Origin of the sequence: Flavobacterium psychrophilum DSM 3660 = ATCC 49418 (assembly GCF_002217405.1) — a bacterium.
GTDB lineage: Bacteria > Bacteroidota > Bacteroidia > Flavobacteriales > Flavobacteriaceae > Flavobacterium > Flavobacterium psychrophilum.
In genome coordinates this window covers 1-12,625 of the sequence record NZ_MUHE01000029.1, presented here as the reverse complement: position 1 = coordinate 12,625, position 12,625 = coordinate 1, and the positions used below count along the sequence as shown (strand labels likewise).

Here is a 12,625-nt window from a genome sequence, read left to right as displayed (position 1 = left end):
ATTAGGCTTCAAGCGGTAAGCTTATGTTAGTCTATCTTTTTTTATTTTGTTACCAAAATAAATGGTATCCTCTTATTTATTTTTATGTTTTACTGCTGCTGCTATAAAACTAACAAATAATGGGTGCGGAGCCAATACGGTACTTTTGTATTCTGGGTGGTACTGAACACCTATAAAAAAGGGGTGGTTTTCTAGTTCTATAACTTCTACTAAACCAGTTTCGGGGTTCACACCAGATGCTTTTAATCCTGCTTTTTGCAATACTTCTAAATACTCACTATTAAACTCATAACGATGACGGTGGCGTTCTAAAATATCTGATTGTCCGTATATTTTATGTGCCAATGTGTTTTCTGATAAATGACATTTCCAGGCTCCTAAACGCATGGTTCCTCCTTTATCTGTAATTGTTTTTTGTTCTTCCATTAGGTTTATGACCGGATGTGAAGTGTTTTGATTCATTTCGGTCGAATTAGCATCGGTATATCCCAATACATTTCGTGAATATTCTATCACAGCCATTTGCATACCCAAACAAATTCCTAAAAAAGGAATGTTTTTTTCTCGTGCGTATCGAACAGTTTCTATTTTTCCTTCTATGCCACGACCACCAAATCCTGGTGCAACTAGTATGCCATCTAATCCTTTAAGTTGTTCATCTGCCGAATTGACATCTAAAAATTCAGAGTGTATAGAAATTACATTTACTTTTGTTTCGTTTGTGGCTCCTGCATGAATAAATGCTTCAAGAATTGATTTGTATGAATCTTGTAACTCGACATATTTGCCAACCAAACCTATGCTTACTTCGTGTTTTGGGTTTTTATGTTTTTGCAAAAATTCGTTCCATTGTTTTAAATCAGGAGTCGATTTTTCTGGTAAATCTAATTTTTTTAATGCGACTTTGTCTAATCCTTCTTCAAGCATTAAATTGGGAACATCATATATCGTTGATGCGTCTATAGATTGTATTACTGCTTCTCTTTTTACATTACAAAATAAAGCTAGTTTGTGACGTAAATCTTCAGATAATTCGTATTCTGTTCTGCATACTAAAATATCAGCTTTTATACCACTTTCCATAAGTGTTTTTACAGAATGTTGCGTTGGTTTTGTTTTTAACTCTCCAGCTGCTGCAAGAAATGGTACTAGAGTTAAATGAATTACAATTCCGTTGTTTTCTCCCAATTCCCATACCAATTGGCGTACTGATTCGATGTATGGTAAAGATTCGATATCACCTACTGTTCCTCCAATTTCGGTAATTACGATGTCATAATCGCCTGATTTTCCAAGCAATTGCATGCGTTCCTTAATTTCGTTTGTAATATGTGGTACAACTTGAACTGTTTTTCCTAAAAATTCGCCACGGCGTTCTTTTTCGATTACCGAAAGATAAATTCTTCCTGTGGTTACGTTGTTTGCTTGAGATGTTGGTACGTTCAAAAAACGTTCGTAATGACCTAAATCTAAATCGGTTTCGGCTCCATCATTGGTAACATAGCATTCGCCATGTTCGTAAGGATTTAGTGTTCCTGGGTCGACATTTATATAAGGGTCAAATTTCTGAATTGTTGTTCTATAACCTCTTGCTTGTAATAATTTTGCTAAAGAAGCTGCAATAATTCCTTTTCCTAATGAAGAAGTAACTCCGCCTGTAACAAAAATATATTTGGTTTGATTCATTGTGTTATGTTGTTATAGTTGTGTAAAAAAACGTGGCAAAAGTACAATTATTAATTGATAATTAATAATTGATGATTGACAATTAACCGTTAATTTTTGAATCCTTTTTTGATATTAAATTGCAAATTGTGAGGATTTATTTCTATATTCTTAGCAACTAGTAAGCCAAAAATAATATTTATGAGCCAAAAATATTTTAATTATTAGCTGTATTTATAATCATGAGCTGCATGATTGCTTTTCTGGTTTGCAAAAATTAAACAGAAAAAATCATTATTAGCAAAATTTTATTTGAAACAATTTTTAGGATTATTTGTAAAATTTGATCTAAGTTAGTTCTTAGATTTAGATTTTAGTCTAAACTATTTTGAGCTTCGGGTTACTTATTCTTTAGATAATAGGCGCCATTAATGCTTTGAATAAAGTGGGAAAACCTGTTCCTTTAGTTTGGAATTTATACCATTTAAAGTTTAAATTTACTGGGATAAAAAAACATACAGTTTGTCATTTCGAGGTGCGAGGAATCTCATCAAGTTATTCAAATTATGAGATTCCTCGTTTCTCTGAATGGCAACATCCTCAATAAATATTCCAGTGTTTTTAAAGCTAAATTGGTATTATTTGAAGCTAAATTCTATTTTTATAAAATATTTCGTATTTCATAAAGCAAAAAAATCTTGTCTTATTTTTAAGACAAGATTTTTTTTTATGGTTTTGGGTACTTCTTTTTTATGTTTCTAATTAGTTCTTCGAGTCCGTTTAGTTTTAGTTCATAGATAAGTTTTAGTTGTTCTCCTAATTCACCTTTTGGAAAACCTTTGTTGCTGTACCATACGATATAATATTCTGGAATATCTATGAGAAAATAACCTTCGTATTTGCCAAAAGGCATCTTTGTATGTGCTAGTTTGATGAGTTGTTTTTGGTTTTGGTCCATTTTTTTCAAAAGATTAAAGATGCTAGATATAAGAAAAAAGATTGTTTAGTTTTTATAATCTATCGTCTTCTCTTTATTCTTATTTTTTCCAATTTATAGTAATATCTTTTTCAATATCTGGGTTTAAGCTTAATAGAACAGGGCAATTGATGGCTGTTCTTTCTAAAATAGTTTTTGTTTTTTCATCGGTAGTAATCGGAATATTCATGATGATTTCTATCCTAGAAATTTTTCTTGGTTCGGCTTGCATAATTTTAGTTACATCGATAGTGGTTCCTATTAAATCTACATTCAAATCTCTGGCTTTTATGGCCATTATGGTCATCATACAGCTTCCTGTGGCATTTGCAATTAGGTCTGTTGGAGAGAATGCTTCGCCTTTTCCGTTGTTGTCTATTGGTGCGTCTGAAAGGATTTCTGTTCCTGATTGTGTGTGAATAGACGAAGTTCTTAAATTGCCTAAATATGTTATTTTCGATGTCATTATTTTGCTTCTTTTATGGTTAGATCTGTGTCGTAAAATAAGATGTAAACTCCTTTGTTTGCATAACCTCCGTCAGGATTTTGTTTGTAATAAAATTTGTTTTCAACTTGTTCTGTGGCGGTTTCGTTTAGTGTTTCAATGATATTTTTTTCTTGAGCTAATCGTAATAAAACATCAAAAGTAATATCAAAACCACGTGTTGCAAACTGGTTGGGTAATATTTTATTTTTTCTTCTAAAATTGTTTTCAAAAATACTGGCTTCGTCTGATTGGTTAGCTCGAGTAAGCGACGGATAGTGCATTTTTAATTTTGTGAGACGAGTCATTGGAATTTCGTCGTAATCTAGTGCCTCATTTTCGCCTAAAGTAACTAGTTTGATATCGTAATTGGGTAGTAAATTTACTAAGGTATTTGTAATATTTAAAATAAGATTTGTTTTTGCAGTTTCCATGATGACAAAATTGGTTTTGTCTTTAACTAAAATTGTTTTCAAATTTTCGATATCTAAAGTTCCTTTTTCTGTAAATTGTGCAAAAAGAACGTCTTTCTGATTTTCTGAAATATATTGTTTTACCGATCCTTTTTTAGGATCTACGATGGCAATTATATTTGCGTTTTTTGCTCTCATAAAATCGAACATCGCATTTTTGATATCATCAACAGATGGTGTTGATTGTACTAAATTTGAAAATTTTTTGACATAATCTTTAGACAATGGTGAGAAAACAGGCACGTTGTTTGCGCTTAATAAATCAGCCGTTTTTTCGACATTATTTTGGTAAAAGGGGCCAATAATGGCATCGAAAGTTTTTAGATTGTTTTCTTGTAATAAACTTGTTATGTTAGATGTTGATTTGGTTTCGTTAGAATCTAAAATGGCAACATCAATATTTAAGCCCATTTTCTTAACAGAATCTATAGCTACTAAAGCTCCTGCATAAAAATCGAGTGTCATATTGAGAAATTTATCTTTTTTGAGTCGTGCTTTGGTCGAATTGATAGTGTCTTGGTCTAATTTTGTTAGATTAAATGGTAGTAATAATGCTAGCTTTTTGTTTGTTGCTTTTTGAATACTTTTAGTTAAATCCTTGTATTCTTTTTTTATTGCCAAAGTTGATGGTTTTACAGGAATTTTGATAGATATTCCTTCTATAACGCTGTCTTTTAATTCCGGATTTAGCGCTAATAATTCCTCTTGAGTTACTTCAAATTGATTAGAAATACCGTATAAAGTTTCTTTTGCTTTTATAACATATAAATTCTCTGCGGGCTTTGGTGCTGGTGTGTTTACAATTATAGGCTTTGGTGCAGCAATTGTTTTTTTGCCACTTATTAATAATTTAAAACCTATTGGCAATTCGGTATTTATAATTTCAGGATTTAACTTTTCTAATTGTTCTATTGTAATTTCGTATTGTTTAGCAATCGCGTATTTGGTTTCTTTAGCTTTTACTTCGTGGTACACAGGTGTTTTTAAATTGTTTGGCTTCGGTTTTTGGGTGGGAATTAGTTTTCCTTTGGCTGGAATAACTAAAATCATACCTATTTTTACCCCTTCTTTTAGCGTTTCAGTATTTGCTTTCTCTAGATCACTAATAGTAATATCGTATAATTTAGATAAGCTATACAAGGTTTCTTTTGCCAAAACGGTATGTTTGTTTGTTATGGCTTTTGTAGGTGTTTCGTTTTTTGCTTTAACTTTGTTAGGAATTATTAAAATATTATTTTCTTCGACTCCTTTCTGAGCGTCAGGATTTAGTTGGTATATGTTTGCTGGTGTAACGCTATATTTTTTTGATATTTGAGTTATGGTTTCTCCTTTTTGTACTTTGTGTTTTATTAAATTTGTTGATTGTGCCAATGCTGGATTAGTACTAAAAATTAAGAAGCAAACGGTATATAAGAGGTATTTCATAGTGTAAAATTGTATAGTATAAAACCCATTCAGGGATTTTTTTTCTGAACCGCATAGTTGCATAATTTATTCAATTGGTTTTACTTTTTTTGCAGTAAAACATGGCTGAGCAAAAGAAAAAAAGCGTTTGTCCAATTTTTTCCCGATGTGCCTATGTGGTTTTTTCTGTTAATTAATAATTGTAGAGCATAATAGTATAGCTAATATTATGCCATTTTATTATTCTTTTTCAATTTGAACGATAAACATATTTTTGTACAATGGGTTTTCTTTTTTTAGATTATATTCGAAAAGCGCTTCATTCGCATTTTTTAATTTTTTTGTAAAAACATAGTAAGAAAAAATATTTACATTATAGAAAAATCCTGTATTTATTTCTCCAGAATCTGTAAGTTTTCTTGTTAGAAGATCTCTTGGTTCTGCTTCAGAAAAAGTATCTGCGATGATATAATACCCATTTTCAATATCTTTTAGGTTCCTTAAAATTTCAATTTTTACGGCTTTTCCTAGGCTATAATTATGGTCTTTTAGCGCTTTTTTTATTTGTTCGGCTGTGGGTTTGTTTTCGGAATTATCTAATAGTTTTTTATTAGTTTCTACAGCTTTGTTTTGGTATCTTTTTAGTTTTACTTGTGCTAATTTGTCATCATAATCTCTGGCTTCCGAGCTGTAAAAAGTGGCTTTAGATATTCTACGTTTCAGTTCTATATTTTTCTGAACCCCAAGAGAATCTATTTTTGTAAATAATTGCTTGTTTCTCTTTTCGTTTGCTTCTTGTTTGGTTTGAATATTTTTAATTACTTCGAGCAATTCTGCATCTTCTGAAGTGTTATTTTTTATTTTCTGATTTTCATTTATTTTTTTCTTGTATTCGTGGTTTTCTGCTAGGGTAATTCGTTGTACTTTGGTCATTAAACCTGTATAAATTTTTCGATTGTCGGCCAAATCTTTTTTCAATTCGATAATCATTCCGTTTGTTTCGCTAATATTTTTATAGGAATCTTTTTCTAAATTTTTCGATTCTTCTAAGTCATTTATATCTTTGTTTTTTAGTGTTTCAAGATTATCACTCATAGTTACCACAAGGGAATCTAACTTCGAAATTAAAATTTCTTGAATGTTTTTATTGGCTTCTAAAACCAATTTTAGTTTTTTTGCCGAACCACCTTTGGTTTCATCAATTTCATTCAAATTTACTTTTAATGAATTTACTTTTAACACCTTCTGATTCATTTGTTTCTGAACTGTTAGTTTGTCTTGTAAATCTTCAATTTCGGTAGTTTTTGCTTTGTTTTTTTCGATAGCTGCTTGTTTTTCAGCCAAGGCAATCATGAGTTCTTCGTTATTGTTGTTTGGTTTTATTTTTTTTGTATTGATAGCCAGCTTGTTGCCTTCTATTAATCCGTTTATGATTTCTGGGTTTTGAGTTTCTAGTTGTTCTATAGAAATGCCATACTTTTTTGAAATAGAATATTTGGTTTCTTTTGATGCTACAATATGAAATATAGTTTCTGCATTTATAATTCTTGCCTGACCGTTTAAGGTTTTCTTTTTGTTGGGGATAACAATATTTTCTCCAATTTGTAATCCGTCTTTTAAGGCTTCTGTATTAGAATTGTCTAAATCTTGTACCGAAACATTGTACAAACGGGCAATACCAAACAAAGTTTCTTTGGGCTGTACTTGGTGTGTGTTTTTAGAATCGTATAAAATAATTGCTTTATTGGGTATGATTAGAATTTGATTTTCTTGAATTCCGTTTTCGGTTCCAGGATTTATCTTATAAATGTCTGAAGGCGTAATATTATATGTTTTTGCAATTTGAAAAATATTTTCGCCTTTAATTACTTTATGGTTAAGCGTTTTTTCTTGTTGAGCAAAGACAAAATTAGAGATGCACAAAAACAATAATACTAAATATTTCATAAGATAAATTTTGTTTTAAAAAAAATAAGTCATTACAAAGTTATCTAATGTAATGACTTATCATAATTTATTTTAATATTTTTGATTATCGGATTCATTCATCGATAAAAAATGGGTTTTCATCTAAAAAAAAAACTATTCCCACTCTATAGTTGCTGGTGGTTTCGAGCTAATGTCATATACTACTCTATTTACACCTTTTACCTTATTTATAATATCGTTAGAGATTTTCATTAAAAATTCATAAGGAAGATGTACCCAGTCTGCAGTCATGCCATCTGTAGATTCTACGGCTCTAAGCGCAACAACTTTTTCGTAAGTGCGCTCATCTCCCATAACACCAACACTATTTACAGGAAGCAAAATGGCTCCTGCTTGCCAAACTTTGTCGTACAATCCGTGTTCTTTTAATCCGTTAATAAAAACGGCATCAACATCTTGTAAAATTTGAACTTTTTCGGGTGTAATATCACCTAAAATACGAATAGATAATCCTGGTCCTGGAAAAGGATGTCTTCCTAACAATTCGGCATCAATCCCTAGAGTTGCTCCTACTCTGCGAACTTCATCTTTAAAAAGCATACGCAAAGGTTCTACGATTTGCAATTTCATATAATCAGGTAAACCACCTACATTATGATGTGATTTGATGGTTGCCGATGGGCCTTTTACCGAAACAGATTCGATAACATCTGGGTAAATTGTACCTTGTGCTAACCATTTTACATTTTCAATAATTTTCGATTCGTCATCAAAAACTTCTATAAAAACACGTCCTATTGTTTTGCGTTTTGTTTCTGGGTCTGAAATTCCTGCTAGTTCAGAAAGAAATCTGTCGCCAGCATCTACGCCTTTTACGTTTAAACCCATTCCTTTGTATTGGTCTAGAACACTCTGAAATTCGTTTTTGCGTAATAATCCGTTATTTACAAAAATACAATATAGATTTTTACCAATAGCTTGGTGCAATAAAACGGCTGCTACTGTCGAATCGACACCGCCAGAAAGGCCAAGAACCACTTTGTCGTCTTGTAGTTTTTCTTTCAATTCTGCTACCATGTCGCTTACAAAAGCATTTGGTGTAAAGTTTTGAGGAACTTGGGCAATTTTCACCAAGAAATTCTCTAACATTTGCTTTCCATCGGTCGAGTGAAATACTTCTGGATGGTATTGTATGGCGTAAGTTGTTTCGCCTTCAATCTTGTAAGCTGCATTTTCTACATCTTGTGTGCTTGCTAATTTAATTCCGTTTGTAGGTAATTTTTTTATCGAATCACTGTGTGACATCCAAACTTGAGAGTTTAGATTTACGTTTTCGAAAAAAGTTTCATTCTCCTTAATATAGGTTAAATTAGCACGGCCATATTCGCGAGTGTTCGAAGCGGCTACTTCACCGCCAGAAAAATGAGCTAAATATTGTGCACCGTAACAAACGGCAAGCAAAGGTAGTTTTCCGCGAATTTCTGATAAATCTGGGTGCAAAGCATCTTCTGAACGAACAGAAAATGGGCTTCCGCCAAGGATTACAGCTTTATAAATAGATAAATCGGTAGGGATTTTATCGAATGGGAAAATTTCGCAGAATATATTTAATTCGCGAACTCTACGGGCAATAAGTTGTGTGTATTGTGACCCGAAATCTAAAATTAGTACGTTGTGTTGCATATGCAAAAATACTTTTAAAATTTTAAATTTTAAAATATAATTTATGAAAATTTTAAGCATCGAAATTAAATGAAAATCTGTATTTTCGCAACATGATGACAGAAACTCAAATTGAGGCAATAAAAATATTATTAGCCTCACCCAAAAAAATAACAATCATTCCGCATAGAAATCCTGATGGCGATGCTATGGGGTCTACGCTAGGATTATATCATTTTTTAATACAACAAAACCATGAAGTAGTGGTTATGTCTCCTAATGAATTTCCTGATTTTTTAGCTTGGTTACCCGCTTCAGAGAACACTTTTATTTTCGAAAAAGACAAAGAAAATTGTATCGAAATATTAAATAAATCTGATATAATTTTTACTTTAGATTTTAATGCTTTGCATAGAACTGGCAACATAATGCAAGCTACCTTAGAAACTTTACAAAAGACATTTGTCATGATAGACCATCATGAGTTTCCAGATGATTTTGCAAAATATACCTTTTCGGACACAAAATATGGTTCTACTTGCGAGATGGTGTATCATTTTATACACCAATTAAAGCAAGAAGAATTAATTAATACAACCGTTGCCACTTGTATTTATACTGGAATTGTAACTGACTCTGGTTCTTTTCGTTTTCCAAAGACAACAAGCACAACACACCGTATAGTTGCCGATTTGATAGATAAAGGAGTCGAGAACAGCACTATTTATAATCAATTATTCGACAAAAGTTCTTATAGTCGTTTGCAATTGTTAGGGCGTGCGCTTCAAAATATGAAGTTAATGACTCATTATAAAACGTCATACATTACCTTATCGCAAGAAGAATTAGATACTTATAACTTTGAGAAAGGTGATACAGAAGGGATTGTAAATTACGGACTTTCTATCGATGGAATCGATTTTACGGCTATCTTTATCGAAAATTCTGCCGAAGGGATTGTAAAAATTTCATTTCGCTCGCAAGGAAGTTTCGATGTAAATCAGTTCTCTAGAAATTATTTTGGCGGCGGCGGACACATTAATGCCGCAGGTGGAAAATCTGACAAATCATTACAAGAAACTATTGCTGATTTTGAAAGAATTGTAAAAGAAATTAAAAAATAACGTTCACATGAAAACATTAAAAATCATAGGATGTATGCTTCTTGGTATAAATTTAGTAACTTGTTGTACTAAAAAACAAGAGCCAAGAAGACCTGTTTCGCAAACATCGGGCGAGTTTATGAAACAATCTGTAGCGAGAAATAAAAAACTAAACGAAAGTGAAGAAAATATTATTGCCAAAATAATTAAAAAAGATACAGCCGTTAGTTATATTGCATCTACAAAAGGATATTGGTACTATTATAATACAAAAAACACGACCCAAACAGCAAAGCCAATAAAAGGGAATATTGCTTTTTATGATTGCGAAATTAAAGATATAAATGGGAATGTTATTTATAGTCAATTAGACCTAAAACAACAACAATATGTTGTAGACAAACAAACCATTATGATTGGTTTGCGGGACGGAATTAAATTAATGCAAAAAGGCGAGACAGTAACCTTTTTATTCCCTTCACACATGGCTTTTGGCTATCATGGCGATAACAAAAAAATAGGAACAAACGAACCGCTAATTTGTACAGTTACCTTAAATGATATTCGAAAAATGCCAAATACAACCCAAAATTAAAATTAACTAACTATATTTTTTTAACAATGAATAAAATAACAAAATTAGTATTAAGCCTTACCACATTAGTCTTATTTTCATGCAACTCAAAACACGATAAGTTGTCAGATGGTCTTTATGCCGAAATGCAAACCAGTAAAGGAAAAATTTTACTACAATTAGAATTTGAAAAAACACCAATAACCGTTGCAAATTTTGTATCCCTTGCCGAAGGAACAAATACTTTTGTAGAAGAAAAATTTATAAAAAAACCTTTTTACGACGGACTAAAATTTCATAGAGTCATTGCCGATTTTATGATACAAGGCGGTGATCCAGACGGAAATGGTTCTGGTGGTCCAGGTTATAAATTTAATGACGAGTTTCGTGATGACTTAATAATGAACAAAGCAGGAATTCTTGCTATGGCAAACGGCGGACCAGGAACAAACGGAAGTCAGTTTTTTATTACCCACAAAGAAACAAATTATTTGAATGGTCGCCACACAGTGTTTGGGCATGTTATAGAAGGTCAAGATGTGGTAAATAAAGTAGCTCAAGATGACGAAATTATTAAAATCGAGATTATCCGAAAAGGTGAGGCAGCTAAAAAGTTTGACGCTCCAAAAGTATTTAAAGATTATTTTGATAAGCAACTAGTTGCACAAAAAGAAAACGACACTAAATATGCAAAAGTAATAGCAGATAAAATAGCTTATTTTGCCACTGTTAAAGCCAAAGCAACAAAAACAGAATCAGGATTAATGTACGCTATTGTTAGTAAAGGAACTGGAAAAAAACCAGCAGCAGGAACAACCTTCTTTTTTCATTATGCAGGTTATTTTGAAGATGGAAATCTTTTTGATAGTAGTTACGAAAATGTAAATCGTGAATTCGGAAAATTCGACCCAAGCAGATCCGAACAAAATGGGTACCAACCATTTCCATTCGAAGCAGGAAAAAAAGAGGGGCTAATCCCAGGATTTATAGAAGGATTAGAGAAAATGTCCTTTGGAGATAAAGCAGTCGTATTTATACCCTCTGCGCTAGGTTACGGACCACAAGGTATGGGAGGCGTTATTCCGCCAAACACTAATCTTATTTTCGAGTTAGAAATGTTAGAGAAAATGCCCCAAAAATAATATTAATATCTTAAAATAAAATGAAAAATAAATTAAACTTATTATTAGTATTCCTTTTTGTAATAGCAAATGGTTATGCACAAAAAGGCGCAAAAAAAGTTGTTAAATCTAAAACGATAACAACACAAACTACAACACCTAAATATACAGAAGGGATATTTGCTGAATTTGATACTTCAAAAGGGAAAATTCTAGTACAATTAGAATATGCAAAAACACCAATCACTGTTGCAAATTTTGTGTCCTTAGCAGAGGGTACAAATATCACTGTAAAAAACGATTTGAAAGGAAAACCATTTTATAACGGATTAAAATTTCATAGAGTAATTGCTGATTTTATGATTCAAGGTGGAGACCCATTAGGAAACGGTTCTGGAGATCCAGGATACAAGTTTAAAGACGAATTTACCGATGCAAAATTTGAAAAAGCAGGAATTCTTGCCATGGCAAATTCTGGGCCCGCAACAAACGGAAGTCAGTTTTTTATTACCCACAAAGACACACCATGGTTAAACGGAAAACACACCATTTTTGGATATGTAGTTTCTGGTCAAGATGTAGTAAACACCATAGCACAAGATGATGTAATAAACAAAGTAGTTATTATTAGAAAAGGTGCTCTAGCTAAAAAGTTTAACGCATCAAGTATTTTTACAGATTATTACGCAGCTAAAGATATAAATGCGAAAATTGAAGCAGAAAAAGCAGAAAAAGAAAGAGCTATTGCAAATGAAGTTGCATTAAAAGAATTTGCAACAGGACAAACAACAACAAGTGGCTTAAAATATATTGTTTTAAAAGAGGGGAGTGGTCTTATTCCTACAGCAGCAAGTAATGTCAAAGTGCATTATACTGGAAGTTTTACTAGCGGTAAAGTTTTTGACAGTAGCGTTCAACGTGGGCAACCAATAGATTTTAACTTGAATCAGGTAATAAAAGGTTGGACAGAAGGTCTTCAATTAATGAAAGAAGGTGCAAAATACAAATTTTTTATTCCTTATAATTTAGCATACGGAGAGCAAGGTTATCCAGGTGCTATACCTGCAAAAAGTGACTTAATTTTTGAAGTAGAATTAATCAAAATAAATTCTGACACAAAGCAATAAATCATACACGATATACGCTATACTAAAAAGGAGAACAAAATTAAATTGTTCTCCTTTTTTAGTAATAAAATTAGTTTAGCCTTTAAACGACACTATCCCGCAAAGTG

General features: G+C 32.0%; 10 protein-coding genes. 4 read left to right on the top strand and 6 right to left on the bottom strand.

What is annotated here, in order from left to right:
- Nucleotides 1–72: 72 nt before the first annotated feature.
- The 6 genes from B0A57_RS08115 to guaA form a co-directional block, all read right to left on the bottom strand.
- Nucleotides 73–1,686 (bottom strand): CTP synthase, encoded by a 1,614-nt coding sequence (locus B0A57_RS08115; RefSeq protein WP_011964003.1) that lies wholly within the window; start codon nucleotides 1,684–1,686, stop codon nucleotides 73–75.
- Nucleotides 1,687–2,392: 706 nt separating this feature from the next.
- Nucleotides 2,393–2,623 carry a DUF3820 family protein gene (locus B0A57_RS08110; protein ID WP_011964002.1) on the bottom strand — a complete coding sequence of 77 codons (231 nt, stop codon included), beginning with the start codon at nucleotides 2,621–2,623 and terminating at the stop codon, nucleotides 2,393–2,395.
- A 79-nt stretch (nucleotides 2,624–2,702) separates the two neighbouring features.
- Nucleotides 2,703–3,107, bottom strand: coding sequence for an OsmC family protein (locus tag B0A57_RS08105; RefSeq protein WP_011964001.1), 405 nt, complete (start codon nucleotides 3,105–3,107; stop codon nucleotides 2,703–2,705).
- Entirely contained in the window at nucleotides 3,107–5,023 is a 1,917-nt protein-coding gene (locus tag B0A57_RS08100; RefSeq protein WP_034098681.1) for a PBP1 and LysM peptidoglycan-binding domain-containing protein, read from the bottom strand. The genes B0A57_RS08105 and B0A57_RS08100 overlap by 1 nt, the downstream gene beginning before the upstream one ends.
- 219 nt (nucleotides 5,024–5,242) lie before the next feature.
- The gene (locus B0A57_RS08095) at nucleotides 5,243–6,949 is read right to left on the bottom strand and encodes a lytic transglycosylase (RefSeq protein ID WP_038466769.1); all 1,707 of its coding nucleotides are present in this window, start codon (nucleotides 6,947–6,949) and stop codon (nucleotides 5,243–5,245) included.
- 135 nt (nucleotides 6,950–7,084) lie between these two features.
- Complete coding sequence (gene guaA / locus B0A57_RS08090) at nucleotides 7,085–8,614, bottom strand: glutamine-hydrolyzing GMP synthase (protein WP_011963998.1); 1,530 nt, start codon at nucleotides 8,612–8,614, stop codon at nucleotides 7,085–7,087.
- Nucleotides 8,615–8,706: 92 nt separating this feature from the next.
- Here guaA and B0A57_RS08085 point away from each other — a divergent pair, with 92 nt between their 5' ends.
- The 4 genes from B0A57_RS08085 to B0A57_RS08070 are packed head-to-tail and all read left to right on the top strand — an operon-like array spanning nucleotide 8,707 to nucleotide 12,518.
- Nucleotides 8,707–9,717 (top strand): DHH family phosphoesterase, encoded by a 1,011-nt coding sequence (locus tag B0A57_RS08085; protein WP_011963997.1) that lies wholly within the window; start codon nucleotides 8,707–8,709, stop codon nucleotides 9,715–9,717.
- A 7-nt stretch (nucleotides 9,718–9,724) separates the two neighbouring features.
- Nucleotides 9,725–10,291 carry a gliding motility-associated peptidyl-prolyl isomerase GldI gene (gene gldI / locus B0A57_RS08080; RefSeq protein ID WP_011963996.1) on the top strand — a complete coding sequence of 189 codons (567 nt, stop codon included), beginning with the start codon at nucleotides 9,725–9,727 and terminating at the stop codon, nucleotides 10,289–10,291.
- Between the two features lie 26 nt (nucleotides 10,292–10,317).
- Complete coding sequence (locus B0A57_RS08075; protein WP_011963995.1) at nucleotides 10,318–11,412, top strand: peptidylprolyl isomerase; 1,095 nt, start codon at nucleotides 10,318–10,320, stop codon at nucleotides 11,410–11,412.
- A 20-nt stretch (nucleotides 11,413–11,432) separates the two neighbouring features.
- Nucleotides 11,433–12,518, top strand: coding sequence for a peptidylprolyl isomerase (locus B0A57_RS08070; protein ID WP_038466772.1), 1,086 nt, complete (start codon nucleotides 11,433–11,435; stop codon nucleotides 12,516–12,518).
- Nucleotides 12,519–12,625 lie beyond the last annotated feature (107 nt).

Excerpts from the sequence above, each read along its gene's own strand:
- B0A57_RS08115 (WP_011964003.1), bottom strand. The coding sequence starts at position 1,686 with ATGAATCAAACCAAATATATTTTTGTTACAGGCGGAGTTACTTCTTCA.
- B0A57_RS08110 (WP_011964002.1), bottom strand. The coding sequence starts at position 2,623 with ATGGACCAAAACCAAAAACAACTCATCAAACTAGCACATACAAAGATG.
- B0A57_RS08105 (WP_011964001.1), bottom strand. The coding sequence starts at position 3,107 with ATGACATCGAAAATAACATATTTAGGCAATTTAAGAACTTCGTCTATT.
- B0A57_RS08100 (WP_034098681.1), bottom strand. The coding sequence starts at position 5,023 with ATGAAATACCTCTTATATACCGTTTGCTTCTTAATTTTTAGTACTAAT.
- B0A57_RS08095 (WP_038466769.1), bottom strand. The coding sequence starts at position 6,949 with ATGAAATATTTAGTATTATTGTTTTTGTGCATCTCTAATTTTGTCTTT.
- guaA (WP_011963998.1), bottom strand. The coding sequence starts at position 8,614 with ATGCAACACAACGTACTAATTTTAGATTTCGGGTCACAATACACACAA.
- B0A57_RS08085 (WP_011963997.1), top strand. The coding sequence starts at position 8,707 with ATGATGACAGAAACTCAAATTGAGGCAATAAAAATATTATTAGCCTCA.
- gldI (WP_011963996.1), top strand. The coding sequence starts at position 9,725 with ATGAAAACATTAAAAATCATAGGATGTATGCTTCTTGGTATAAATTTA.
- B0A57_RS08075 (WP_011963995.1), top strand. The coding sequence starts at position 10,318 with ATGAATAAAATAACAAAATTAGTATTAAGCCTTACCACATTAGTCTTA.
- B0A57_RS08070 (WP_038466772.1), top strand. The coding sequence starts at position 11,433 with ATGAAAAATAAATTAAACTTATTATTAGTATTCCTTTTTGTAATAGCA.